The sequence below is a fragment of the Nioella aestuarii genome (genome assembly GCF_050896395.1).
In the GTDB taxonomy this organism is placed as follows: Bacteria; Pseudomonadota; Alphaproteobacteria; order Rhodobacterales; family Rhodobacteraceae; genus Nioella; species Nioella aestuarii.
In genome coordinates this window covers 1-23,475 of the sequence record NZ_JBPBBA010000021.1, presented here as the reverse complement: position 1 = coordinate 23,475, position 23,475 = coordinate 1, and the positions used below count along the sequence as shown (strand labels likewise).

The 23,475-nt window shown below is 62.3% G+C and carries 25 protein-coding genes; 11 read left to right on the top strand and 14 right to left on the bottom strand.

The genetic code is table 11. The features are described 5' to 3' along the window. Positions 1–2 precede the first annotated feature (2 nt). Together ACROHD_RS12655 and ACROHD_RS12650 are read left to right on the top strand one after the other, a co-directional pair. The gene (locus tag ACROHD_RS12655) at positions 3–893 is read left to right on the top strand and encodes a sugar phosphate isomerase/epimerase family protein (RefSeq protein WP_432678278.1); all 891 of its coding nucleotides are present in this window, start codon (positions 3–5) and stop codon (positions 891–893) included. Positions 894–905: 12 nt separating this feature from the next. Next, positions 906–2,063 carry a Gfo/Idh/MocA family protein gene (locus ACROHD_RS12650; RefSeq protein WP_432678277.1) on the top strand — a complete coding sequence of 386 codons (1,158 nt, stop codon included), beginning with the start codon at positions 906–908 and terminating at the stop codon, positions 2,061–2,063. A gap of 70 nt (positions 2,064–2,133) precedes the next feature. Here ACROHD_RS12650 and ACROHD_RS12645 read toward each other — a convergent pair whose 3' ends face one another. Both ACROHD_RS12645 and ACROHD_RS12640 read right to left on the bottom strand, forming a co-directional pair. Further along, a complete protein-coding gene (locus tag ACROHD_RS12645) occupies positions 2,134–3,135 on the bottom strand; it encodes a LacI family DNA-binding transcriptional regulator (RefSeq protein ID WP_432678276.1) in 1,002 nt (333 codons plus the stop codon). A 96-nt stretch (positions 3,136–3,231) separates the two neighbouring features. Continuing rightward, entirely contained in the window at positions 3,232–4,053 is an 822-nt protein-coding gene (locus ACROHD_RS12640) for a LysR family transcriptional regulator (RefSeq protein ID WP_432678275.1), read from the bottom strand. Positions 4,054–4,167: 114 nt separating this feature from the next. Here ACROHD_RS12640 and ACROHD_RS12635 point away from each other — a divergent pair, with 114 nt between their 5' ends. The 8 genes from ACROHD_RS12635 (at position 4,168) to aroQ (ending at position 11,274) form a co-directional block, all read left to right on the top strand. After that, a complete protein-coding gene (locus tag ACROHD_RS12635; RefSeq protein WP_432678274.1) occupies positions 4,168–4,701 on the top strand; it encodes a flavin reductase family protein in 534 nt (177 codons plus the stop codon). After that, positions 4,701–6,176 (top strand): aldehyde dehydrogenase, encoded by a 1,476-nt coding sequence (locus ACROHD_RS12630; protein WP_432678273.1) that lies wholly within the window; start codon positions 4,701–4,703, stop codon positions 6,174–6,176. Before ACROHD_RS12635 ends, ACROHD_RS12630 begins: the two co-directional genes overlap by 1 nt. Before the next feature lie 10 nt (positions 6,177–6,186). Beyond that, a complete protein-coding gene (locus ACROHD_RS12625) occupies positions 6,187–7,218 on the top strand; it encodes an LLM class flavin-dependent oxidoreductase (RefSeq protein ID WP_432678272.1) in 1,032 nt (343 codons plus the stop codon). A 36-nt stretch (positions 7,219–7,254) separates the two neighbouring features. Next, positions 7,255–7,851 carry an amino acid synthesis family protein gene (locus ACROHD_RS12620; RefSeq protein WP_432678271.1) on the top strand — a complete coding sequence of 199 codons (597 nt, stop codon included), beginning with the start codon at positions 7,255–7,257 and terminating at the stop codon, positions 7,849–7,851. 3 nt (positions 7,852–7,854) lie between these two features. After that, complete coding sequence (locus ACROHD_RS12615; protein ID WP_432678270.1) at positions 7,855–8,649, top strand: alpha/beta fold hydrolase; 795 nt, start codon at positions 7,855–7,857, stop codon at positions 8,647–8,649. A 24-nt stretch (positions 8,650–8,673) separates the two neighbouring features. Beyond that, the gene (locus ACROHD_RS12610; RefSeq protein ID WP_432678269.1) at positions 8,674–10,359 is read left to right on the top strand and encodes a thiamine pyrophosphate-binding protein; all 1,686 of its coding nucleotides are present in this window, start codon (positions 8,674–8,676) and stop codon (positions 10,357–10,359) included. Between the two features lie 3 nt (positions 10,360–10,362). Beyond that, on the top strand, positions 10,363–10,740 hold the full coding sequence (locus tag ACROHD_RS12605; RefSeq protein WP_432678268.1) for a carboxymuconolactone decarboxylase family protein: 378 nt from the start codon (positions 10,363–10,365) through the stop codon (positions 10,738–10,740). An 87-nt stretch (positions 10,741–10,827) separates the two neighbouring features. Beyond that, complete coding sequence (gene aroQ / locus ACROHD_RS12600) at positions 10,828–11,274, top strand: type II 3-dehydroquinate dehydratase (RefSeq protein WP_432678267.1); 447 nt, start codon at positions 10,828–10,830, stop codon at positions 11,272–11,274. Between the two features lie 60 nt (positions 11,275–11,334). On the opposite strand, the gene ACROHD_RS12595 is transcribed toward aroQ, so the two are convergent. From ACROHD_RS12595 to ACROHD_RS12560, 8 genes are all read right to left on the bottom strand, one after another. Further along, the gene (locus ACROHD_RS12595) at positions 11,335–11,553 is read right to left on the bottom strand and encodes a hypothetical protein (protein WP_432678266.1); all 219 of its coding nucleotides are present in this window, start codon (positions 11,551–11,553) and stop codon (positions 11,335–11,337) included. Between the two features lie 322 nt (positions 11,554–11,875). Continuing rightward, positions 11,876–12,688, bottom strand: coding sequence for a citryl-CoA lyase (locus ACROHD_RS12590; protein WP_432678265.1), 813 nt, complete (start codon positions 12,686–12,688; stop codon positions 11,876–11,878). 6 nt (positions 12,689–12,694) lie between these two features. After that, positions 12,695–13,582 carry a shikimate dehydrogenase gene (locus ACROHD_RS12585; RefSeq protein WP_432678263.1) on the bottom strand — a complete coding sequence of 296 codons (888 nt, stop codon included), beginning with the start codon at positions 13,580–13,582 and terminating at the stop codon, positions 12,695–12,697. Continuing rightward, positions 13,579–14,403, bottom strand: coding sequence for a sugar phosphate isomerase/epimerase family protein (locus ACROHD_RS12580; protein ID WP_432678261.1), 825 nt, complete (start codon positions 14,401–14,403; stop codon positions 13,579–13,581). The genes ACROHD_RS12585 and ACROHD_RS12580 overlap by 4 nt, the downstream gene beginning before the upstream one ends. 18 nt (positions 14,404–14,421) lie before the next feature. Beyond that, complete coding sequence (locus tag ACROHD_RS12575; protein WP_432678260.1) at positions 14,422–15,711, bottom strand: TRAP transporter large permease; 1,290 nt, start codon at positions 15,709–15,711, stop codon at positions 14,422–14,424. Continuing rightward, on the bottom strand, positions 15,708–16,271 hold the full coding sequence (locus ACROHD_RS12570) for a TRAP transporter small permease (protein ID WP_432678259.1): 564 nt from the start codon (positions 16,269–16,271) through the stop codon (positions 15,708–15,710). Before ACROHD_RS12570 ends, ACROHD_RS12575 begins: the two co-directional genes overlap by 4 nt. Before the next feature lie 35 nt (positions 16,272–16,306). After that, the gene (gene dctP / locus ACROHD_RS12565; protein ID WP_432678258.1) at positions 16,307–17,320 is read right to left on the bottom strand and encodes a TRAP transporter substrate-binding protein DctP; all 1,014 of its coding nucleotides are present in this window, start codon (positions 17,318–17,320) and stop codon (positions 16,307–16,309) included. A 121-nt stretch (positions 17,321–17,441) separates the two neighbouring features. Beyond that, the gene (locus ACROHD_RS12560) at positions 17,442–18,518 is read right to left on the bottom strand and encodes a Gfo/Idh/MocA family protein (protein WP_432678257.1); all 1,077 of its coding nucleotides are present in this window, start codon (positions 18,516–18,518) and stop codon (positions 17,442–17,444) included. 260 nt (positions 18,519–18,778) lie between these two features. Here ACROHD_RS12560 and ACROHD_RS12555 point away from each other — a divergent pair, with 260 nt between their 5' ends. Then, on the top strand, positions 18,779–19,435 hold the full coding sequence (locus ACROHD_RS12555) for a GntR family transcriptional regulator (protein WP_432678256.1): 657 nt from the start codon (positions 18,779–18,781) through the stop codon (positions 19,433–19,435). On the opposite strand, the gene ACROHD_RS12550 is transcribed toward ACROHD_RS12555, so the two are convergent. The 4 genes from ACROHD_RS12550 to ACROHD_RS12535 all read right to left on the bottom strand — a co-directional run. Then, entirely contained in the window at positions 19,432–20,373 is a 942-nt protein-coding gene (locus ACROHD_RS12550; protein WP_432678255.1) for an ABC transporter permease, read from the bottom strand. The genes ACROHD_RS12555 and ACROHD_RS12550 overlap by 4 nt on opposite strands. Further along, the gene (locus ACROHD_RS12545; protein WP_432678254.1) at positions 20,370–21,413 is read right to left on the bottom strand and encodes an ABC transporter permease; all 1,044 of its coding nucleotides are present in this window, start codon (positions 21,411–21,413) and stop codon (positions 20,370–20,372) included. The genes ACROHD_RS12550 and ACROHD_RS12545 overlap by 4 nt, the downstream gene beginning before the upstream one ends. Further along, positions 21,403–22,923, bottom strand: a complete 1,521-nt coding sequence (locus tag ACROHD_RS12540; protein ID WP_432678253.1) for an ABC transporter ATP-binding protein — start codon at positions 22,921–22,923, stop codon at positions 21,403–21,405. Before ACROHD_RS12540 ends, ACROHD_RS12545 begins: the two co-directional genes overlap by 11 nt. Next, positions 22,920–23,475: amidase family protein (locus ACROHD_RS12535; RefSeq protein ID WP_432678252.1), on the bottom strand; the 556-nt coding region annotated here is incomplete at its 5' end. The genes ACROHD_RS12540 and ACROHD_RS12535, both read right to left, overlap by 4 nt.

Genomic DNA, 23,475 nt, shown 5'->3' with positions numbered 1-23,475 from the left:
ACATGATCCAGATCGGCAATGCGCCTTGTTCCTGGGGCGTTGAGTTTCCGGACGATCCGCGCAATCCGCCTTGGCAGCGGGTGCTGAAGGAGTGCGCAGAGGCAGGATTTCATGGGATCGAACTGGGTCCGGTCGGCTATATGCCGGAAAACCCCGAAGTGCTGGCCGAAGCGCTGGATGCACACGGGCTGAGCCTGATCGGTGGCGTTGTCAATCGGCCCTTCAGTGATCCCGAGAAGTGGCTCGACGTGGTGGACGGGGCAGAGCGGACCTGCAAGGCGCTTGCGTCTCACGGGGCGAAGCAGCTGGTTCTGATTGACGCCATCTCTCCTCGGCGGGCGGGAACAGCGGGTCGGGCCGCTGAAGCTGAGCAGATGGAAACGAGTGAGTGGACCGCGTTCCGCAACCGCATCGTGACAATCGCCAGAATGGCCGCGGAGGTGTACGGGCTTGATGTCTCGATTCACGCCCATGCGGGCGGCTTCATTGACTTCGAGCCAGAGCTGGAGCGCTTGCTCGATGAGGTCGATGCGGGTCTTCTGAAGATCTGCCTCGATACCGGCCACCACTCTTACGCGGGCTATGACCCGGTGGCCTTCATGAAACGGCATATGGACCGGATCAGCTATATCCATTTCAAGGATATTGACCCGGGCGTTAAGGCCGATGTTATTGCCAAGCGAACAGGGTTCTACGAAGCCTGTGGGCAGGGAATCTTCTGCAATCTTGGCCAGGGCGACGTGAACTTTCAGGCCGTGCGGCGCCTGCTGATCGAGCGGGGCTATCGCGGCTGGTGCACGGTTGAACAGGATTGCGATCCGACACTCGACATTTCCCCGATTGCCGATGCAAAGGCGAACCGGGGCTATCTGACATCCATTGGCTTTGACTGAGGGAGACCTGCCATGGGAAAACTGAACTGGGGTATGATCGGTGGCGGCGAAGGCAGCCAGATCGGCCCGGCACACCGGCTTGGGGCTGGTCTGGACGGCGAATTTGCATTCGTTGCCGGTGCGCTTGATCATCGTCCCGAGGCGGGGCGCGATTACGGCAAGCGGCTTGGACTTGCGGCGGACCGTGCCTATGGCGACTGGCGCGAGATGCTGGAGGGTGAGCGGGGCCGTGAGGACCGCATCGACCTCGTGACAGTGGCCACACCCAATGCCACCCATTTCGAGATCACCAAAGCCTATCTGGAGGCGGGCTTTCACGTGCTCTGCGAAAAGCCCATGACTATGACCGTGGAAGAGGGCGAAGAGATCGTAAAGATCTCTCGTGCGACGGGTCGCATTTGCGCGGTGAATTATGGCTATACCGGCTATCCTCTGGTCCGCCACATGCGGGCAATGGTGGCGCGCGGCGATCTGGGGGCGATCCGGCTGGTGAAGGCGGAATTCGCCCATGGCCACCACGCAGATGCCGCCGATGCGGACAACCCGCGGGTGCGCTGGCGCTATGATCCGGCGCAGGCGGGCGTCTCGGCGCAATTCGCTGATTGCGGTATCCACGCGCTTCACATGGCCAGTTTCGTCATCGGCCAGGAGGCCGAGCGTCTGTCGGCCGATACGGTCAGCTGCATTGCCAGCCGCGAGCTGGAAGATGATGCCATGGTTAACCTGCGCTTTGATGGCGGGGCTGTGGGACGGCTTTGGACCTCATCCGTCGCGCTTGGTCGCCAGCATGGTCTGACGCTACAGGTTTTCGGCGAGAATGGCGGTCTGCGCTGGAGCCAGGAACAGCCCAACCAGCTGTACTGGATGCCGCTGCGGGGCCGCTTGCAGGTGATCGAGCGCGGCGAAGGGGGGTTGTCCCCGGAGGCGGACCGGTCCAGCCGGGTGACGGTCGGGCACGCCGAGGGAATGCCGCTGGCCTTTGCCAACATCTATCGTGATCTGGCCGAGGCGATCCGGGCACAGAAAGAAGGCCGGGCCATGGACCCCGCAGCCGATCTTTACCCCCGCGCCGAGGATGGTTTGCGGTCGATGGCGGCTGTGTTCGCCGTGGCGGAAAGCGGCAAGGCGGACTGCGCGTGGGTCGATGCCCGCCCGCCGATGTTCCGCTGAAACTGGTGAGGTGAGCGGGGACGCGGTTTCGAAACCGCGTGTCAAAGGCCCTTCCAAGGGCCTTCCCCGCTCAGACCTCGGGCCGTAGTGTGCCGCGCTCAACCAGCGTGAGAGGCAGGAGCGTCGACATCGGTGCCGATCCGCTCTGTTCAGATAGCGTTATGGCCATCTCCACCGAGGCGACGATGATTGCGTCCAGTGGCTGTCGGATCGTGGTTAGATTGACCAATCCCCATGACGCTGCCTCCATATCATTAAACCCGATCAGTCCGACATCGTGCGGAACCTCCCGCCCGGCGGCCCGAAGCGCACTGAGAGCGCCGATCGCAACCACGTCATCGCCACAGAAATAGGCATCGGCCAGGGGTTCCTCCGTGATCAGCCGGGCCATTTCCCGCGCGCCAGCGTCATGGGAATAGCCGCCTGCAAAGCTTTCCCTCAGCCGAATGCCCGCGTGGCCCGATAGCTCTCTGCGCAGGCCCTCCAGGCGATCCTGCGTGGTGGTTGCCCCTGCGGGGCCGCCCAGAAAGCCGATATCCCTATAGCCCCGTGCCAGCAGCGCGCGCGCCGCCATTCGCCCCGCTTCTACATTGTCGATGCCGACCACCGGCACCTGAAGCTGGTCCGTGGCGCGGCCAAAGGCGTGAACAACCGGAAGTCCCGCTGCACTGCAATCCACTGCGAAGGCGGGTGACAAGGTAGAGGAGGCCACGATCACCGCATCCACCGAATACTGCCGTAACATGCGGATTGCGGCATCAGGATCGGTATCGTCAGACAGGTTCACCAACAAGGGGCGCAAGCCCCGATCCTGAATGGCACGGGTGAACAGGTCAAACACTTCCAGGAAGATAGGGTTGCGGAAGTTGTTGGACACCAGGCCGATCAGCTTGGTGCGCCCGGTCGACAGGCCCGAGGCCAACGCGCTTGGCGCATATCCCAGTTCAGCAGCCGCGCGTTCCACTTTTGCGCGGGTCTTGGCCGAGACGGAAGCTCCTGGTGTGAAGGTCCGTGACACGGCCGAGCGGGACACGCCCGCGCGTTCTGCCACATCCTTCAGGGTCACTGTCATTGTCGCTTGTCCAATTCACGGCCTTTTCGGAAATCAGACAGTGGCCGGGACCGGATTGCAACCGGTTCCTTTTTCGCGAGATGATAGCCGAACCGCCTAGAAGCCATCGACGATCCAACCCCAGTTGTTCCGTGCTGTTTCGTGCATCAGAAGATATGTGCCGAGCTCAAAGAGCGGCGCCTCGCTGATTTCATGCAGCCGGGCTGCATCAGGGCGCGATGCAACCAGGCTGCGGGGAAGGTAGACCGAGCCTCCAACTTCCAACAGGAAGTCCAGCGCGGCACTGGCTGAGTTGAAAGTTGTCCGAGCAGTGCCCGCGTCGTGATATTCCTCGCCGTGGCTGCGACGGAAGTCTTCGCCATAATCGACAAAGATATAGTTCGAGCCGCTGCGAACAGGCGTGTCGGGGCGATCCGAATAGAGCGCCAGGTCATCCGCGGGCAGCGCCATCACTGACTGTCCCTTGCGCGCCACTGGTTCGCGGGTCAGGCACAGGTCGATCTGGCCCGCCGCCATCCATCTGTCCAGTACGTCGGGGCTGCCGTGATAGACCGAAAGGGCAATATCGGGATTGCGGGCGCGGATCATGTCGAAGATGCGCTTGCCGCCGATCGGCCAGAGATCGGGCGTGCAGCCGAAGTTGCAGATCATGTTGACGCCCGTAGGCAGTCCTGCCTCCAGCTTGGCCTGTCGCCAAAGGCCAATCATAATTTGAGCGTAGTTCAGCAGTTTGGTGCCGGCAGGCGTCAGGGTCACGCCCGATTTTTGCCGATTGAGCACGGTCTGGCCAAGCTCGGACTCCAAGGCTTTCAGGCGCATGGTCACGGTTGATTGCGTAACATGCAACCGTTCCGAGGCGCGCACGAGCGATCCGGTTTCGACAATGGCAACGAAGGTTTGCAGGGCGGCGAGGTTCACGGGCTCACAGTTCAATAAATATGAATTTATCGCTTAATTTAATTCGTTATACAAATATGATGAAATCTGCAACCTTTCCCTCAACGCGAAATCGGCAGAGCAAGGGAGGTTGCGATGCAGGGGACACCCCCGACACCCGCAGTCGAGCGGTCTGAATTCATCAGCGCCATGCGCCGCGTGGCATCCAGCGTGACCGTCGTCACCACCGATGGCGACGCCGGTCGGCACGGGGCGACCGTCAGCGCCTTCTCATCAGTTTCGGCCGATCCACCGACAGTTTTGGTGTGCCTGCATTCCAAAAGCCGCATCGCCGCGGTGGTTGAGGCAAACGGGCGCTTCTGCGTCAACGTGCTGCCCGATCACAGTGATCGCGTCGCGGACCGCTTCGCCGGTGCCCATGACCACGAAATCGCAGATCGCTTCACGGGTATCCCGTGCCTTGGCGCCAAGGGTATGCCGCCGCAGATCGAGGGTGCGACAAGCTTCGCTTGCACCGTCGATAATGTGGTGAAGTCGGGCAGTCATCTTGTCGTCTTTGGCCGGGTCGAGGCCGTCGATCAGGGCGACCGAGAGCCGTTGACCTACCTCGACGGGGCCTATCACCGCGTCACACCGAAAACCCTTCAAACCATGGGGGCCGTGAACTGATGGGCGAGTTGCAGCGATATGACATGCTGATCGGTGGCGAGTGGGTTCAGGCCACAAGTGCCGCGCGCTTCACAACCTTCGACCCGGCAACCGGCGACGACTGGTGCGAGATCCCCGAAGCGACGCCCGAGGATGTGGATCGCGCGGTGCGGGCCGCCCATGCGGCGCTGGATGGTCCCTGGGGGCAGATGACGCCGACAGAACGGGGCAAATGCCTCGGTCGGCTGGCGGATCTGTTGGCTGAAAACTCGGAACATATTGGCCGGATCGAGACGCGCGACACCGGCAAGATGTTCAAGGAAACCCGCTGGCAGGCCAGCTATATCGCGGAATTCCTTAGGTTTTACGCGGGTGCTGCCGATAAAATCCACGGCGAAACGCTGCCCATAGACAAGCCGGACATGTTCGTTTTCACCAACCGCGAACCGCTTGGTGTGATCGCTGCCGTGATCCCGTGGAACTCTCAGATGTTCCTGAGCGCGGTCAAGATCGGCCCGGCGCTGGCAACCGGCAACACCATCGTTCTGAAGGCCTCCGAACATGCATCTGCGCCGCTGCTGGAGTTTGGCAAGCTTGTCGCTGAGGCCGGCATTCCCGATGGCGTCGTCAATATTGTCACCGGAGGCGTCGCCTGCGGCGAGGCGCTGACGAAACACCCGCTGGTCGCCCGCATCGCCTTTACCGGCGGCCCGGCTGCGGCCCGGCATGTGGTGCGCAACTCGGCGGAAAACTTCGCGGAAGTGTCGCTTGAACTGGGCGGCAAGTCCCCCTTCATCGTGTTTGACGACGCGGACATTGAAAGCGCCGTAAACGGCTCGGTCGCGGGCATATTTGCGGCGTCGGGGCAAAGCTGTGTGGCGGGGTCGCGGCTCTACCTTCACGAGGATATCGCCGATGACTTCCTGGCCCGAATGGTTGGCATCGCCCAAGGCATTCTGATCGGTGATCCGCAGGCCGAAGAAACCGAGATGGGGCCGCTCTGCACGCAAGGACAGCTTGACCACATCACCCGGCAGGTTGCGCTGGCGCAGGAGGAAGGCGGCAAAGTGCTGGTCGGCGGCAAGCGGCCCGAGGGGCTGCCGGGGCTCTACTATGAGCCCACGATCATCGACTGCCCGCGCAATGACCTGACCATTGTGGACACGGAACTGTTTGGCCCCGTCCTTGCGGTGCAGCGCTTTCGCACCGAGGAGGAGGCGTTGGAACTCGCCAATGACACTGTCCACGGCCTCGCCGCCGGCATCTTCACCCGCAACAATGCCCGTGCCCTGCGCATGTCCAAGCGCATCAAGGCAGGGATCGTCTGGGTCAATACCTACCGCGCGATTTCCCCAATCGCGGAATTCGGCGGCATGAAAAACTCTGGCTACGGGCGCGAAAGCGGCTTTCAGGCGCTGTGGGATTTCACCCGCCCCAAGACCGTCTGGATGAACATGTCCGACGATCCCATCGCCAGCCCCTTCCAACCCCGTTGAGGATCACACAATGAAGTTTCACCTCGCGATCAATCTCGAACGCATGACGCCTGACGTCGATATCCGCGACGTCCGTGACCACACGCTGGAGATGGTCAAAATGGCCGATGAAGCGGGCTTCGAGATTGTCTGGGCCGCCGAACACCACGCGCTGGAGATGACCATCGCGCCGAACCCGTTCCAGATCCTGACCTGGTGGGGCGAGCATGCGAAGAACATCCGCCTTGGCGTCGGTGTCGTGAACGCGGCCTATTGGCATCCGATCAACCTCGCCGGAGAGGCGGCGTTCCTTGACCTGACCAGCGAGGGGCGGCTGGAATTCGGTATCGGTTCGGGGGCCTATCAGCGCGAGTTCGACCGGATGAAACCCGGTCTCGATCAGCGCGACAGCTGGCGCTACATGCAGGAAATGCTTCCGGTGGTGAAGGAGCTGTGGAAGGGCGATTACGAGCACAACGGCGAATTCTGGCACTTCCCCAAGGCGACCTCTTGTCCGAAACCTCTGCAAGACGACGTGCCGATCTGGGTTGCCGCCCGAGCGCCGATCACGTTCGACTACGCGGTCGAACACGGCTGCAATATCATGAGCTGGCCCCTGACCATGCCGATGAGCGAGGCGGAAAGCTATCGCGGACGGCTGGACGATGCCATCGCCAAGCATGGGCCCTTCAAGGGCCAATGGGCGATGATGCGCCACACCGCCGTGTATGAGTCCGAGGAAGACCGCCAGCGGGCGCTGGCCGCGATCCGGGTGCAGCTGGCGATGTTCGGCAATCTGATGACCAAAACAGGCGAAGTCCGCAACGGCTTCCCCGATACGGTGAACGCCGAGGAACTGGAGGGCAATTTCCGCGTCGATCCGGTGATGCTGGAAGAAAACCTGATGTTTGGCACGCCTGAGACGGTGATTGAAAAGCTCAAGCTTTACGAAGCTATCGGGGTGGATTCCTTCATCTATTACGCCTCCATGGGCATGGACATGGACCAGCAGAAGGAGAGCCTGAAGCTCTTCATCGACAAGGTCATGCCGGCTTACGCCTGACACCAAGACATACATGCGAACAGGAATTGACAGACCATGGCCGTAGAAATCCGCCGTATCCTCACGATGACTCAAACCACCCATGTGGAAGGGGGCCGCGAGGTGCCTGAGCCCACCCGCATGTTCGCCGCGATGGCGGTGATCCGGAACCCTTGGTTCGGGCGTGGCTTCGTGGAGGACCTGAAGCCAGAGATCCGTGAACATTGCCCGCCGCTTGGCAAACTTCTGACCGAAGAATTGCTGCGCCTGTCGGGCGGCACTATCGAAGGGGTCGGCAAGGCGTCGGTAGTCGGCATGGGCGGCGAGGTGGAACACGCTCAGGCGCTGACCCATTCGCTGTGGTTCGGCAACCAACTGCGCGAGGCGATTGATGCCAAGACCTATCTGGTCTTTTCCAACACGCGGGGTGCGGCGGGTTGCACCATCACCATCCCGATGATGGACAAGGATGATGGCGGGCGGCGGTCCCACTACCAGACGCTGCAAACCACGATCCCCGACGCCCCTGCGGAGGATGAGATCATCGTGGCGCTTGGCGGCAGCCTCGGCGGACATCCGCATCACCGGATCGGCAACCGCTACGAGGATCTGGAGGAAATGGGCCGCTCCGTCGACAACCCGGCGGGGGTGTAGGCGATGGCAATCGCCCCCGATGGCACCGCCTATGATCTGACGGGCCCTGATGGCGCGCCGGTGGTGGTTCTGATCCACGGGCTCGGGCTGACGCGGGCGACGTGGACCGATCACGTCCCTGCATTTGCCGACCGGTTCCGGGTGCTGACCTATGACCTTTGCGGTCACGGGGAAAGTGCCCTGCCGGGCGAAACCCCGAGCCTGACGGTGTTGTCGGAGCAGATCGTCCGGCTGCTGGATCATCTGGGGATCGAGAAGGCCGCTTTGGTGGGCTTCTCGCTCGGCGGCATGATCAACCGGCGCTTTGCGATGGATCACCCGGACCGCGCCACGGCGCTGGTCATCCAGAACTCTCCCCATGAACGGAGCCCGGAGGCGCAGGCGCTGGTAGAACAACGCGCGCGCGACACAGGGGCAGGGGGGCCTGCGGCGACCATCGAGGAAACGCTGAAACGCTGGTTCACGCCGGGGTTTCTTGCGGATCACGCTGACACGGTGAACTGGGTGCGGGACACCGTGCTCGCCAACGACCCCGACAACTACACCGGCCACCGCTACGTGCTGGCGGCTGGCGTCACAGAACTGATCCGGCCCGATCCGCCCATCACCCATCCAACGCTGGTCATGACCTGCGAGAATGACAGCGGCAGCACTCCAGCTATGAGCCATGCCATCGCGAGCGAGATCGAAGGCGCAGAGACCATCATCGTGACGGACTTGCAGCATCTGGGCCTTCTGGAACGGCCCGATCTGTTCACCGGCCCGACGAAAGACTTCCTCTCCCGTCACACGGGCTGAGGTCAGGAACAAGGACACGCGACAATGACGAAACTGACAGGCGGTCAAGCGGCGGTCGAGGCCCTGAAGGCCGAAAAGGTGGATCACATTTTCGGGCTCATCGGCTCGGCCACGATGGAGATGTTAGATGCGCTCTATGACGCGCCCGAGATCCGGTTCATCGGGGTGCATGACGAACGCACTGGGACGCATATGGCAGATGGATTTGCCCGCGCTTCAGGCCGGGCCGGGGTGATCCTCGCTGGCCAGAACGGGCCGGGGGCCACCAACCTTGTCACGGGGCTTGCGCAGGCCAAGGCGGCCTACTCGCCGGTCGTGTCCATCGCGGGAATGCTGTCCTCTGCCCATAAATACCGGGACGCCTTTCAGGAGGTCGACCAGGAGGCGCTCTTCACCCCGATTACCAAGAAGACCTGGACCGCGACCAGCACTGACCGGGTGTCGGAAATGGTGCGCGAAGCCTTTCGTGTGGCGCAAGCCCCCCGCAAGGGCCCGGTGCAGCTGAACCTGCCGCGCGACGTGCTGTCGGGAGAAGCCGATTTCGAGCCGCTTCATGGCCCTGAAACCTATGCCTATGCCCCTGCTGCCGGGGCGGAGGATGCGATTGCCAAGGCCGCCGCCATGCTGCGCGATGCTGAACGTCCGGTGATTGTTGCCGGGGGCGGCATCAAGATGACCGGGGCCGCCGATGACGCGCTTGCACTGGCAGAGGCGGCGGGCTGTCCCATCGTCACTTCACCCGGCCATGGTGACGCTCTGCCTTTTGGCCATCCGCTCAACGCAGGCCAGATGGGCCCGCGCGGCAACCCGGTGGCATCCCGGTTGGTGAAAGAGGCCGACGTGATCCTGGCGCTTGGCACGCGGCTTGGCTTCAACTCCACCTTCTACAGCTACGACAACATCAACCGCGACGCCGCGATCATCCAGATCGAGCAGGAACCGACCGCGATCGGGCGATACTTCCCCTCGACCCTTGGCATCCTGGCCGATGCGCCAACGGCGGCGCGGCAACTGGTGGTGGCGCTGGCGAAACTCGATGACCGCAAATTGGCGGAGGCCTGGACGGCGGCCTACAAGACCGAGCGGCAGGCGTATCTGGCCAAACGCGATGCAGACGCGGATGTGGCGACGCTGCCCATCCAGCCCTCGGGCCTGTTCAAGACGCTGCGCGACGTGTTGCCGAAAGAGAGCGCCCTGACCATGGATGCGGGGACCCTGTGTTTGCAGGCCACGGATGCGATGAACTATTGGCAACCCAAGAGCCTCTTCACCCCGCTCGATTTCGGCCTTGTGGGCTTTTCCTTTGCCGCAGGTCTTGGCGTGAAACTCGCCATGCCCGACCGGCCCGTTGTCAGCCTGATGGGCGACGGGGGTTTCGGCATGACGGTGTCGGAACTGTCCACCGCGGTTGATTGCGGCATCAACACCGTGAACGTGGTCATGAACAACGGCTGTTGGGGGGCGGAGAAAGCCTATCAGCGTGATTTCTTCGGCCAGCGCTATATCGGCGCCGATATCTCCAGCCCGCCCTTCGACAAGCTGGCGGAGCTTTACGGCGCGGCAGGCTTCAAGGCGGAAACGCTGGATGAGGTGGCCGATTGCATCAAGGCGGCGCTGGACTGCGGCAAGCCCGCCGTGGTGGACGTGGCCGTCGATCCCGCCGCGCTCTATTCCTTCCGCCGCGACAGCTTCAAACACCGGGGAGGCTAGGCCATGACCGATAGCAAATACCCTTACACCGAGGCGCAGCGGCAATCGGATGACTGGAACCCGGTCTGGGACAAGATGGCCCAGATGGACCCGGAGTATCTGGAGGGCTTCCTGCATTTCCGGTCTGTCCCGCAAAACCACGGGCCCTTGGAACAGAAATACAAGGAGCTGATCTTCATCGCGATCAACGCGGCAACCACGCATCTCTGGGCCCCGGGCGTGCGGCGGCACATTCAGAACGCCCTGCGCGCAGGCGCCACGCGCGAGGAAATCATGGAGGTCATCCAGCTCACCACCATCATGGGCATTCACGCCATGACCATGTCCACCCCGATCCTCGAAGAGGAGCTGGTCAAGTTCGAGGAGGAGGCCTCGCTCTGACCGCATTGGGCGCAAAGGCTTGATACAGGGCGGTTTCGCTGCCATTAGAAGGCGAGAGCCGCCCCTCATGCCCCGGAAAGACCCGATATGAGCCAGACCATCTACATCCTGAACGGCCCGAACCTCAATCTCTTGGGGCAGCGTCAGCCGGAGCTTTACGGCTATGACACGCTGGAAGATGTGGAACGCAACTGCGCGGCCGAGGCGGCGGGCTTCGAGGTCGAGGTCAGGCAGATGCAGTCGAACCACGAAGGTCAGCTTGTCGACTGGATTCACGAGGCACGTGAGAAGGCCGCCGCGATTGTGCTGAATGCCGGGGCCTATACCCATACCTCGATTGCCATTATGGACGCGTTGAACACCTTTGAAGGCCCCGTGGTCGAGGTCCATGTCAGCCAGATCCACAAGCGCGAGAGCTTTCGCCACACCTCTTATGTGGGCCTGCGGGCGGACGCGGTCCTGATGGGGTTTGGCGTCAACGGCTATACGCTGGCCGTGCGCCATTTGTGCGAGATGCTGACAGCAAAGCCCTGAACGCGATCCTCCCCCGAATGGTGGGGGAGGGGCCTGTCGTCTGCGATGCAGCCGGTGCCGTCAGGCGGACACGTGGCTGACATCCTTATCCGGCGAATAGATATCCGGGATGTTCCAATGCCCGGTCGTGGGCGGCGGGTTGTTGATCATTGCCACATCCAGAACCGTGGGCTTGCCACTGTCAACGGCGGCCTGAAGCGCTGGCAGCAGGTCATTGGCGGACGTCACCCGCACCACGCAGGTCAGTACTCGCAGAGAGGTTGGTACAGTTGGGGGCATCGGTCTTCGCCATAGCGAAAGCTCCGCAGAGTCATGATGCAGATTCAAACATAATTGTGTGATGAAGGCAAAAATATACAATATTTATTACTTCATCAGTCATTCTGATCTCTGAAAGCCAAACTTCGGAATTATCAAGAATTAGAGTGGGTTGCGCGGTGCGAACCCTGCATCACTTTGGCATCACCCGAGCCTTGCCGATGGCGCGCATGGCATTGGTGAGGGGAAAACGCCAAAAAACCGACAATGCGGTGAAAGACAGCGCGCGGTTCTGATGCGGCTGCCGGTCGGCAAAAAAGCCATTCTGCAAAGGCCTAGGTGGTTAGCTGGCGTCGCCCTTGGGCTCGTATTCGGGCAGGTATTTCGGCGGCATCGGGCCCTTGTTGCGGCCGCCCTGCTGCATCTGTTCCCAGCCATGGGCCAGCACACCAACGGACCGCGACAGGCAGAACAGCCCGCGTGACAGGGGCGGGGGGAATCCAAGCTCGCAGAAGATCACCGCCGTGGCCCCGTCGATATTCATCGCAATCGGGCGTCCACCGCGTTGGCGCCCAAGTTCGTCCTGAACGGCCTCGCCGATTTTCGCGAACCGGCCCGATACCGTGCCGTCGCGGGCCGCGTCCCGGACAAGCCCCATCAACCGGGGCGCACGAGGATCGACGGGCTTGTGAAAGCGGTGGCCAAAGCCAGAGACGATCTTGCCGTATTCCGCCCGCCATGCGTCCAGCCCGTCGCGCACCGCCTGATCCAGGACCACGCCACCATCCATTCGGGCGGCAATGTCATAATAAAGCTCGGCGCATTGTTCGCCGGCGCCGCCATGCACGTCACCAAGCATGTTGACGCCCGTCGCCATCACGTTGTTCAGCCCCACGCCACAAGTCGCCGCCATCCGCGCTGCCGCGATCGAGGGCGCCTGCGGCCCGTGATCGACACCAGCCACAAGCGCGCATTCAAAAAGATCTGCCTGCTGCTTCGAGGGCAGATCGCCGCGGACCATCAGCCAGATCATCTGCGGAAAGCTGACCGCGCCGATCAGGTCCTCAATCGGATGACCCCGAAAAGCGATCTTGCCCGGTTCCATGTCGATGATGGAAGTGCGCCACCAATGGCGGATCTCGTCTGCGTCGGTCATCTGAAGCTATCCTGACGATGCTGGTGTGACTGGGTCGGGCGTTGTCAGCCTGTCGAACTCGGCGCTCAGGCGGCTGACATCCGCCCTGCACCCAGTGATGATCTGAAAGGCCTGCGCGGCCTGATGAATTGCCATACCGGCCCCGGACATGGTCCGGCATCCGATGGCTCTTGCTTCCTGTAATAGCGCAGTTTCCAGGGGAAAATATACGATATCCGACACCCACATGTCAGGGCGCAGCAAATCGGGGGCAATCGCCGTGCCAGGATAGGCGTCCATCCCCATGGGGGTCGCATTGACCACGCCCTGCACGCCGTGCAGTGCCGTTTGGTTCAGCCCGTCCAACGCCCGCAGGTGGCAACCGGGGTAAAGCGCGCCGAGCGCGTCCAGCAACCCCCGCGTCTGGTCTGGTTCCTTGCTGATAACCGACAGCGCCCGCGCACCAAGGGCAATCAGCGCATGGGCCACCGCAGCGCCTGCGCCACCGGCCCCAAGCAACAGAACATGATCCATGCCCACACCCGGCAGTTCGCTGCGAAAGGCGGTGGTGAAGCCGCCAATATCAGTGTTGTGCCCGATCCGCTGGCCATCGCGGAACCGAACCGTGTTCACCGCGCCAATGGCGCTGGCCTCTGGAGATAACTCATCGAGCAGCGGCAGAACCTGCACCTTGAACGGGTGGGTGATGTTCAGGCCCTTGAAACCGGCACGTTCAGCCTCATCCAGCATTTGGGAAAGACTTTGGTCGCGGTAAGGGGGCAGGGCGGTGTCCAGCCGTTTGTAGCGATAGTCGAGGCCATGCGCGCGCCCTTCGGCCTCGTGCATCGGAGGGGTAAGCGATCCGGCGATCCCGTGCCCGATCAACCCGGCCGTCAAGGATGGCTGCCGGGTCATTGCAGGGGCATCCCGGCGGGGCGTGGCAGACGGCTTTGCGCGGCGATGTGTATGGGTGCGTTGCGCGCGCCATAGCCCGCATAGCCACCGCGCCTTTCGACGATCTCGAAAAAGAAGCCACCAATGATCGGCAGGCTGTAGATCTGGAAATACTCGCCCCCGCCGTCACGCGCATACAGGATATTTTCCGCCCTCACACGGGCCACCAAGGCTTCGTCCAGATCGTAGACCGACTGGATATGGGCGTAGTAATTGGCAGGGATCGCCAGGCATTGAAAGCCTGACGTGGCCAACAGGTCAGACGTTTCGAATATGTCGTCGCTCAGCAGGGCGATATGCTGGACGCCAGCCCCGAATTTGTCGGCAATAAAGGCACCGGCATCGGTTTCGTGCGGCAGGATACGCGCCCAGGGCACCGCCTGGTAGGCGACCCTAAGCGTGCGCGCCTTGGCACGGGTGGCAAGCTCGCTCAGATCCTCCTGCACCCGGTCGGGCTGTGGATCAGCATCGGGGAGGGACGAGGCGCGCAGAACCAACAGCTCGGTTCCCAGCGTCTCCATTCGGTCGAACACCCGCTCAAGCCGATCAAAGGCGGGGATGCGGTCCGGGCCTTGCACCCCCTCCAATCCGTCGAACGGAACCAGTGCATTCAGGGTCAGCCCGTGCCCGGCAACGATCACAGCCAGGTCACTGGCTGAGCCGCTGAACCCGGTAAAATCAGCCTCCGCCAGATCAACACCCGCGAAACCGGCTGCAGCAATAGCCTCAAGCTTTTGCGGCAAGTCCCCCGGCACGGCAGAGGTTGCAATGGTAAGCGGCATGGTGTGGGTCTTTCGGCCTTAGAAACCAAGCAGCCTTGGCAGGAAGAGTACGAGATCAGGGAAGATGATCAGCAACAGAAGGGCAGCAATCAGAACCGCAAGAAAGGCCCAGATTTCCCCAATGATCTCTTTCAGGGGAATGCCCGTCACCGCATTGATCACGAACAGCAGGATGCCATAGGGCGGCGTGATCAACCCGATCATCGAGTTCACCACCACCAGAACCCCGAAATGCACAAGGTCGATCCCAAGCTCTCGGCAGGCGGGGATGAACAGTGGCACGATCACAAGGATGATCGTCGTGGCGTCCAACACGCAGCCAAGGGCGAGGATCAGCAGGTTAACAAGCAACAGGAACACCAGCGGGTGAATGTCGATCCCGACCAAAGAGTTCGCAACCATGGCCGGGATATTCTCCGACACCACCACGAAATTCAGGATCAGCGCGCCACCGATCACAAGGCCCACAGCGGCAGAGGACCGGGCGCTTTCAACGAAGATGTTGTATAGGGAACGCAGCGACAGGGCCCGGTAGAACAGCCCGGCCAGCAGCAGCGCATAAAGCGCGGCAACGGCAGCAGCCTCGGTCGGGGTCGTGACGCCGCCATAGATGCCATAGAGCAGAATGACGGGCATCAGCAGCGCAGGGAAGGCATTGGCGGTATGCCGGGGCAATTGCTTCAGCGGCACCGGTTCTTCCAGCGCAAAGCCGCGCTTGGCCGAGATATAGTAATTCATCGCCATCAGCACGACGCCCATGATCAGGCCCGGCACAATGCCTGCCAGAAACAGCGCCCCGATGGAGGAATTCGACACCAGCGCATACAGCACCATCGGGATCGACGGCGGGATGATCGGCCCGATCGTGGCCGAGGCGGCGGTGATCGCGGCGGCATAGCCCGGCGCATAGCGGCCACCCTTGGTCATCATCTGGATGATGATCTTGCCGATGCCGGCTGCGTCCGCGACCGCAGAGCCGGACATGCCGGAAAAGATGAGGGACGCTACGACGTTCACATGACCCAGGCCGCCCCGGAACCGGCCCACGGCCGCCACGCAGAACTGCAACAACCGGTCCGAAATCGTGCCCGCATTCATGATATTTGCAGCGACGATGAACAGCGGCACGGCCAACAGGATGAAGCTGCGATAGAGCCCTTGCAGGATCTTTTCACCGGCCAGCGCCAGATCCAGCCCTGCGAACCCCAAATAGACCAGTGAGGCGAGGATGATCGAATAGCCGATCGGCGTTCCGATGCCGGCCAGAACGAACAGGGTGACAAGACAGGACGCAAGCTCGATGCTCATGTCGCGTCCTCCCCATGGCGGATATGGGGCGGCTCGGGGTCATGCCCTGGTATTTCGTGGTCCTCATCGGGCGGGCCATTTCGCAGAACGTCGATGAAACGCCAAGCATAGCGGGCGATGATCGCGATCATGAACAGCGCATAGACGGAAAAGATCGTGCGCAGCGGGATGCGATCGCCCGTAAACGGGTTCTCCACGGTCGAGGTGCGGCGCATCCGCATCCAGTCGATATAGTCCCAGGTCGGCAGGAAAGAGATGCCCATGCCGATGACAATGGCCGCGGCGGCGGCCAGCGCCAGAACCTGGCGTGTCTTGCGCCCGCCTGAAAGGTAGAAAATGTCAAACGTAACGTGGTCGCGCTCCTTCACGATGAAGGCGCAGCCGAAGAAGACGATCCAGACCCAGAGGATCAGGCACAGCTCCAGCGTCCAGCCGAACGGGGCCTGCATCACATAGCGTGAGAAGATCTGGATCAGGAAGGTCAGGAACATCGCCGCGAGCATCATCGCGGCGATGAATTCCGTTCCGTGGGTGAACCACTTGCGAAGTTTGTCCAGCATGGGGTTTCCTCCGGAACGGAACTTGTTTCAGTCGATCAGTTGCCGAGGGCGTTGATCTGCTCAAGAACGCCTTCCGGCCATGTCTCGGCAAATTCGCTGTCGAGATACATCGCCTGCACCTGGTTGCGGAACGTGGCCAGATCGGGCTCGTAGACTTCCATACCCTGCTCTTCAAGGAAGGCGACAAGCTCGTCCTCCAGTTGCAGCTGGCGCTGGCGGCCCAGTTCTGCCGCGTCATCTGCCGCTTGCTGCACAATCGCCTGCTGCTCGGCATCCATGCTCTGCCAGACAGCTTCGGAAATGGCGATGTAGTTCAGGTCCACAAGATGCGAGGTCAGAACGATCTGGTTGGTCACTTCGTAGAAGCGCGCGTCGACAACGGTCGGCAACGGGTTGTCCTGCCCGTCAACCGCGCCGGTTGACAGGGCGGTGTAAACCTCGCTGAAGGACATTGGCGTCGGGCTGGCCCCCAGGGCGCGGCCCAGGAACTGCCATGCGTCGGTGCCGGGCATCCGCAGGTTCACGCCAGCCAGATCGGCGGGGGTCATTACTTCCAGCTCATCGCGGGTCTGACGCAGGTTCACCTGACGACGGCCCAGATACATGACCGACAGCAGGCGCACGCCCAGATCGTCGATCACCCGCTGGCTGAACGGCTCGAACAGCGGATCGTTGAAGACGGCAACCTGGTGGGCTGCGTCCTGATGGACATAGCCTGCGGTGAAGATCGAGAACTCAGGGAAGAACTGTGCCAGCTCCTGTGCCGAGGTGATCGACATTTCCAGGTTCCCACGGCTGATTGCCTCCAGCTCGGTGCCCTGTGCGAAAAGCGTCGCGTTATAGGCGGGCTCGTAGCTGGCGAAACCGGACACGGCGGGGCCGAAGACCTCTGCCATGGCGACCGAGCGCTGGTCGGTTTCCGACCCGGCCATGGATAGCCGCAGCTGGATCATATGGCCGTCAGCGAAGGCGGCGCCCGAAACGCTGGCCATTAGGCCCGCGGCAAGGGTTGCCGACATGGCGACTCTGCGTGTGATGTTCAGTTTCATGATGTGTCCTCCCTGACACTGGTTTTGCTGGATTATCAGCAGTTTGTGGTGGTGTCCCCGCAACGACCGGTTCGGCGGTGCCTGCGGGGGGCGGTAAATTTGTTGCGCGTCGTACTGCCCCTCATATGGCCACCCCGACCGAAGGGGCGTCGTCGAACGTCATCGGCCTTTCCGCCTGTCCGGTGCGCGCAGATTTCTGGATCGCTTCTATCACGCTCAGCGTTCTTGTGCCTTCGCGGCCAGACACCAGCGGCACGGCCTCTTCCGCGATGACCGAGAGAAAATGCGCGATCTGGTTGTCGAGCGGGTCCGATGAGGGCCGCGCAATCGTTGTGGCGTTGATCGGCTCCCACCAGTCCCGCTTGCCGTTCTGGTTCCATAGCGTGCAATCGGGCAAGGACAGCGACGCTTCGCTGCCACCGATAAGATAGCAGCTTTGGGAGGTCGCCGGGTAGACCGGATATTCGCGCGCGGTCAGCTCCCAGCTCCAGGGGGCGACGATCCCGTCCGACAGGGTCAGCGTGCCGATCGCGCCATTGTCAAATCGCATGACCGCGCCGGCGACTTCTTCGTTTTCGAAACCACGGCTCGATGGGGCGACCTGCGCCTGAACGCTGATGATCTCGCCGCAAAGATGGCGCAGAAGGTCGATGTCATGCACCAGGTTGACCGAGATTGGGCCGGCCCCCTTCTGGGCGCGCCAAGGTGCGATGTCAAAGTAATGGTCTGGCTTGTAAAACCAGCATTGCGAATGCACGGCGCGGATCGCGCCAACAGCGCCGCTTTCGATGATCTGCTTGGCCTTCTGGATCAGCGGGTTGTGGCGGCGGTGATGACCCACCAAAAGCGGCACATTCGCCCGCTCGGCCGCCAGAACCAGACGCATCGCATCTTCGGCTGAGTTCGAAATGGGCTTCTCCACCAGCACGGCACAGCGATTGTGGATGCAGTCCAGCCCCTGTTCTACATGCAATGGCGTCGGAGTGGACAGGATGACCCCATCGGGGTGGTCGGCGGCAAAAAGCTCTGCAAGGCTGCCGTGGCAGGGAACGCCATGTTGCGCCGCGAATTGGCGGCCTTCGTCGCTAGGGTCAACGATGGCCGAGAGGTCTGCCCCCGGATTGCGCCAGATGGCATCGGCGTGACGCCGACCCACCAACCCCGCGCCGACAATCGCGATGCGCGTCGGGCCGTTCATGGCGCGACACGGCCCATGGCGAGGCAATTTTTGCGGGGAGTGTCTGGATTGGCCGTTGTTGTCACGTTCGGTTTTGTCCCGGTTTGTCCGAGGCCCTGTCACCCCGTGCGATAGTCATCGAATCGACGATAGACACGTCAGCAGATGAAATCAATAATATATGATATTTTGAAAAATGTGAAAATTGGTGCTAGATTGAAGCCTGTCGGACAAGTAGCAACTTGTCTGCAATGCAGTGAAATACCGGGCAGGAGATCGGTATGGGAAAGACCCTGAGCACGGTCGGCTCGACCACCTATGACGCGATCAAGCGCGACATCATATTTGGGCGGCTGGCCCCGGGGTCGAAGTTGAAGCTGGAGCCGCTGAAGTCGCGCTATGCCGCCAGCGTGTCCACCTTGCGTGAGACGCTGAACCGTCTGGCCAGCGAAGGGTTCGTCGCGGCCGAGGAGCAGCGCGGGTTCTTCGTGACGCCCGTGTCGCGTGAGGATCTGATCGAGATCGCCGATCTGCGGGTGCTGCTGGAATGCTCCGCTCTCAAAGTTTCAATCGATAACGGAGACGCGGATTGGGAGGGCAACCTCGTGGCCGCGCATCACAAGCTGCATCTCCTTGAACGGCAAATGCTGTCAGGGGACGAAACCAACAAGGAACAGTGGAAGCGCTATGACTGGGAGTTTCACCTGGCGATGATCCAGGCGTGCAACTCCCGCAATCTGCTGTCCCTTCACGCCACGCTGTTCGACAAGTATCTGCGCTATCAGATGCTCGTCCTGACCCATCGGGGAGAGATCGCCGCGCAGGAACATCGGGCGATGTTCCAGGCGGCACTTGCCCGCGACGCAGACAAGGCACAGTCCATTCTAGAAACCCATATCCGCAATGGCCTGTCACACGCGATGGCGGCCTTGGACTAGCGTTCTCCGCGCCGGTAGGGGGCCATCAGCGCCGCCGGAACTTCCGCGCGCCGCGCCACCAGGATCAGCGCCACAATCGACAGCACATAGGGCGCCATCAGGAACAGCTGATAGGGCACGCCCTCGATCGCGGTTTGCAGGCGCAGCTGATAGGCGTCGAAGAACGCAAACAGCAACGCGCCGACCAGAGCCTTGCCCGGCCGCCAGCTTGCGAAGACCACAAGTGCGATGCAGATCCATCCGCGCCCCTGCACCATGCCGGGGAAGAAGCTGTTGAACGCCGCGGTGGTCAGGAACGCCCCGCCAACCGCCATCAAAGCAGACCCCGCCACCACCGCGCCGATGCGGATGCGGATCGGGTTCAGCCCCTGCGCCTCGACCGCGTGGGGGTTTTCGCCGGTCATGCGAATGGCCAGCCCAAGCGGCGTGCGCGCCAGCACATAGGCCATGACCGCAACGGAAAGCAGCGCCAGGTAGGTGGGGACGCTTTGTGAAAACAGGATGGGCCCGATTATCGGCAGATCCGACAGGATGGGCAGGTCGAGCGGCTGAAACGCCTCAATCGCGGGCGGGGTTTCGCCCACCACCACGATCAGCCGGTAAAGGTAATAGGCCAGCGCCGAGGCAAAGAGCGTGATGCCAAGCCCCGACACATGCTGCGACAGGCCAAGCGGTACGGTCAGCCCCGCATGGATCAGCCCCATTAGCGCCCCACACACGGCAGCAACCATCAACCCCATCAGCAGCGGCGCACCCATATAGACGGCCAGCCAACCACTCATGGCGCCCATGGTCATAATGCCTTCAATCCCAAGGTTCAGAACGCCCGAACGCTCGCACAGCAATGCACCAAGGACACCAAAGATCAACGGCGTGGCAAGGCGCAGGACGGCGGCCCAAAGGCTCGTGTTCATGAGAAGGTCAATCGCATCGCTCATCGGCGCACCCGGTAGGTTGTGAACAAAAGGGCCACGATCATGGTCAACAGACAGAGCGCCACGATCACGTCGGCAATGAAGCTGGGAACGCCGGTTGCGCGGCTCATGGCGTCGGCGCCCACGAAGACGGTGGCCACGAAGACAGCGGCAGCGACCACGCCTGCGGGGTGCAGTGCGGCGAGCATCGCGACGACGATGCCTGCATAGCCGAAGCCGGGGCTCATCGTGGTGGTAACGCCCGCCGTGACCCCCATCACCTCGACCGATCCGGCAAGACCAGCCAGCGCGCCGGACAGCAGCGCCACGCCCATGATGGTTTTGGGGAGGGAGATGCCTGCAAAGGCCGCGGCCGAGGCATTGAGGCCAGCCGCCCGCGTTTCCGCGCCGAAGACCGTGCGCGCCAGAACCAGCCAAACGGCCCCGGCGGCGGCGACGGCAAAGAGCAGACCGATATGCAGCCGCGTGCGGGGAACGAGGTCTGGCAGGCGAAAATCTCCGTCCACCGGCACGGAGGACGGCCAGCCAAAGGCCAGCGGATCACGCAAGGGTCCTTCGATCATCAGGCCCACGAAGAGGATGACGATGAAGTTGAGTAACAGCGTCGTCACCACTTCATCCACGCCGAACCTAAGCCGCAGGAAGGCAGGTCCCGCCAACAGCGCCGCCCCCGCCGCCATGCCCGCCAGCATCAGCAGCGGGATACCGATCCAGCCCGGCACGCCGAGGGAATGGCCGATCCATGCCGTCACCAATGCGCCGACGAAGAACTGCCCCTCGCCGCCGATATTCCACAGCCGCGCGCGGAAGGCGACGGCGGCGGCCAGCCCGGTGAAAATAAGCGGTGTCGCGCGGGTTAGCATCTCGGTAATCGACAGGCGTGACCCAAGCGCGCCGGTCAGCATCTCGCCATAGGCGGTCAGCGGATTGACCCCCGCCGCTGCGATCAGGCCAGAGGCCAGCAGAAGCGCCGCAAAGACCGCCGCCAATGGCGCGAGAATAACAAGATGCAGGGGCACATGGGACCGTCGTTCAAGCCGCATGATCGTCCTCCGTCCAGACACCCGCCATCATCAGCCCCAAGCGTTGCGGGTCCGCCTCGTCCGCCGAAATGGGTTCTGACAGGCGTCCCTTGACGATGGCCTGAATGCGGTCGGACAGCGCCACGGCTTCCTCCAGTTCTTCTGATATAAGAAGGATCGCGGCACCTTCGGCCCGCGCGGCCAGTAGTTCCGCGTGAACCGCGGCAATCGCCCCTTCGTCGAGGCCCCTCGTGGGCTGGTTGGCCAGCACGAAGCGGGGGCCGTTGGACAGAACGCGGCCAAGAATGAGCTTTTGCATATTGCCGCCAGACAGCAGCCTTATGCGCGTTTCGGGGGCCGCTCCGCGAATGTCGAAGCGTTTGATAAGGTCGTTTGTATAAGCCTTGGCAGCAGCCTGACGCACAAAGCCCCGGCGCGAAAACTCTGGCGTTCGCAGCCGTTCCAGAACCGCGTTTTCCCAAAGCGACAGCTCGCCCACGACGCCCTCTTCGTGGCGATCTTCCGGCACCCGGCCAGCGCCGGCCCGGATCATGCCGCGCGGCCCCAGATGACCCACATCCTGATCCGCCAGCGTCAGCGAGCCTGATGCGGGATGTGTCAGACCGGACAACAGCGCGCCAAGCGCCGCCTGACCGTTGCCAGACACGCCGACGATCCCAAGGATCTCGCCCGCATGGACGGTAAACGACACGTCGTCGAGCCGGGTTTCACCGCCGTCCTCAACGCGCACCTTGTCGGCTACCAGAACTGGCGCACCAATCTGGTGGTCATGGCGGACGGGCCGTTCGACCTTACGGCCCACCATCAGCTCGGCCAGTTCACCGGGGCTTGTCTCGGAGGTTTTGCGTTCCGCCACCATCTTACCGCCGCGCAGCACCGCAACGCGGTCCGAGGCTGCCATCACCTCGTGCAGCTTGTGGCTGATGAAGATGAGCGAGAGACCCTCTTGCGTCATGTCGCGGAGCGTCTCGAACAGCCGCTGCGCTTCGGGTCGGGCCAGAACAGCCGTGGGTTCATCGAGGATCAGCACCCGCGCATCGCGGTAAAGCGCCTTGAGAATTTCGACCCGCTGCCGCTCGCCCACGGATAGCGAGCTGACCTTCGCCTCTGGCTTCACCGGCAGGCCGAAGCGGTCCGCGATCTCCATCAATTTCTTCCGCGCCTCTCCCCGTGCCGATTTCAGCCGTGTCAGCGGCTCCGACCCCAGCATCACGTTTTCCAGCACCGTCAGGTTGCCTGCCAGCGTGAAATGCTGGTGGACCATGCCGACGCCCGCCGCGATGGCCGCGCGGGGAAGGCCGGGGGGCAGGTCTTGTCCGAACACCTTCACGTGCCCCTCATCGGCGGCATAGTGGCCGAAGAGGATATTCATCAGCGTCGTCTTGCCTGCACCGTTTTCGCCCAGAAGCGCAAGGATTTCGCCCTGGTCCAATGTCAGGGTGACATCGTCATTGGCCGTGAGCGCGCCGAACCGTTTGGTGATGTTGTGAAGTTCCAGAACCTTGGTCATACGGGCAGGCCTGCAATTGCGGACGGAAAGGACAGGGCGGGGGCGCGGGCTTCGATCATTGCCGCCAGGGATAGCAGCGCAAAGTCAGAACCGGGCGGGCCGATCAGTTGGACACCAAGCGGCAGACCACCTGACATGCCAAAGGGCAAGGCAAGCGCGGGCAGCCCCGCGACATTCGCCAGCGCGGCATTCGGGGAGAAAGACTCCAGCCGCGCCATGTGGGCTTCCGGATCGGTGCCAGAGAGGTCGAGAGAGCCAACAGGCAGGGGAGCGGAGGACAAGACGGGCATCAAAACCGCATCAGCGGCGGTAAACAATCTGCGAGCCCGGTTGGTCAGGCGGGCCAGATGGCGAGAAGCGGCGAAGAGCGCGGTGGCAGGGGTGGTGCGGCCCTCTGCGGCCATGGCCGAGGCAAGGGGCGGCACCTGATCGTCAGGGATCTTCAGCGCGGTCAGCCATTCGGCCAGCGACACCTGTTGAGTGCAGGGCGGCCAAACCCGCTTGGTGCAACTTTCGATGGCGAAGGGGTCAACTTCGCTGTCTTTTCGCAAC

Excerpts from the sequence above, each read along its gene's own strand:
- dctP (WP_432678258.1), bottom strand. The coding sequence starts at position 17,320 with ATGAAACTGAACATCACACGCAGAGTCGCCATGTCGGCAACCCTTGCC.
- ACROHD_RS12620 (WP_432678271.1), top strand. The coding sequence starts at position 7,255 with ATGGCCGTAGAAATCCGCCGTATCCTCACGATGACTCAAACCACCCAT.
- ACROHD_RS12550 (WP_432678255.1), bottom strand. The coding sequence starts at position 20,373 with ATGAGCGATGCGATTGACCTTCTCATGAACACGAGCCTTTGGGCCGCC.
- ACROHD_RS12580 (WP_432678261.1), bottom strand. The coding sequence starts at position 14,403 with ATGCCGCTTACCATTGCAACCTCTGCCGTGCCGGGGGACTTGCCGCAA.
- ACROHD_RS12585 (WP_432678263.1), bottom strand. The coding sequence starts at position 13,582 with ATGACCCGGCAGCCATCCTTGACGGCCGGGTTGATCGGGCACGGGATC.
- ACROHD_RS12625 (WP_432678272.1), top strand. The coding sequence starts at position 6,187 with ATGAAGTTTCACCTCGCGATCAATCTCGAACGCATGACGCCTGACGTC.
- ACROHD_RS12540 (WP_432678253.1), bottom strand. The coding sequence starts at position 22,923 with ATGACCAAGGTTCTGGAACTTCACAACATCACCAAACGGTTCGGCGCG.
- ACROHD_RS12645 (WP_432678276.1), bottom strand. The coding sequence starts at position 3,135 with ATGACAGTGACCCTGAAGGATGTGGCAGAACGCGCGGGCGTGTCCCGC.
- ACROHD_RS12655 (WP_432678278.1), top strand. The coding sequence starts at position 3 with ATGATCCAGATCGGCAATGCGCCTTGTTCCTGGGGCGTTGAGTTTCCG.
- ACROHD_RS12610 (WP_432678269.1), top strand. The coding sequence starts at position 8,674 with ATGACGAAACTGACAGGCGGTCAAGCGGCGGTCGAGGCCCTGAAGGCC.
- ACROHD_RS12590 (WP_432678265.1), bottom strand. The coding sequence starts at position 12,688 with ATGACCGACGCAGACGAGATCCGCCATTGGTGGCGCACTTCCATCATC.
- ACROHD_RS12615 (WP_432678270.1), top strand. The coding sequence starts at position 7,855 with ATGGCAATCGCCCCCGATGGCACCGCCTATGATCTGACGGGCCCTGAT.
- ACROHD_RS12630 (WP_432678273.1), top strand. The coding sequence starts at position 4,701 with ATGGGCGAGTTGCAGCGATATGACATGCTGATCGGTGGCGAGTGGGTT.
- ACROHD_RS12595 (WP_432678266.1), bottom strand. The coding sequence starts at position 11,553 with ATGCCCCCAACTGTACCAACCTCTCTGCGAGTACTGACCTGCGTGGTG.
- ACROHD_RS12635 (WP_432678274.1), top strand. The coding sequence starts at position 4,168 with ATGCAGGGGACACCCCCGACACCCGCAGTCGAGCGGTCTGAATTCATC.
- ACROHD_RS12650 (WP_432678277.1), top strand. The coding sequence starts at position 906 with ATGGGAAAACTGAACTGGGGTATGATCGGTGGCGGCGAAGGCAGCCAG.
- ACROHD_RS12555 (WP_432678256.1), top strand. The coding sequence starts at position 18,779 with ATGGGAAAGACCCTGAGCACGGTCGGCTCGACCACCTATGACGCGATC.
- ACROHD_RS12545 (WP_432678254.1), bottom strand. The coding sequence starts at position 21,413 with ATGCGGCTTGAACGACGGTCCCATGTGCCCCTGCATCTTGTTATTCTC.
- ACROHD_RS12560 (WP_432678257.1), bottom strand. The coding sequence starts at position 18,518 with ATGAACGGCCCGACGCGCATCGCGATTGTCGGCGCGGGGTTGGTGGGT.
- ACROHD_RS12605 (WP_432678268.1), top strand. The coding sequence starts at position 10,363 with ATGACCGATAGCAAATACCCTTACACCGAGGCGCAGCGGCAATCGGAT.
- aroQ (WP_432678267.1), top strand. The coding sequence starts at position 10,828 with ATGAGCCAGACCATCTACATCCTGAACGGCCCGAACCTCAATCTCTTG.
- ACROHD_RS12575 (WP_432678260.1), bottom strand. The coding sequence starts at position 15,711 with ATGAGCATCGAGCTTGCGTCCTGTCTTGTCACCCTGTTCGTTCTGGCC.
- ACROHD_RS12570 (WP_432678259.1), bottom strand. The coding sequence starts at position 16,271 with ATGCTGGACAAACTTCGCAAGTGGTTCACCCACGGAACGGAATTCATC.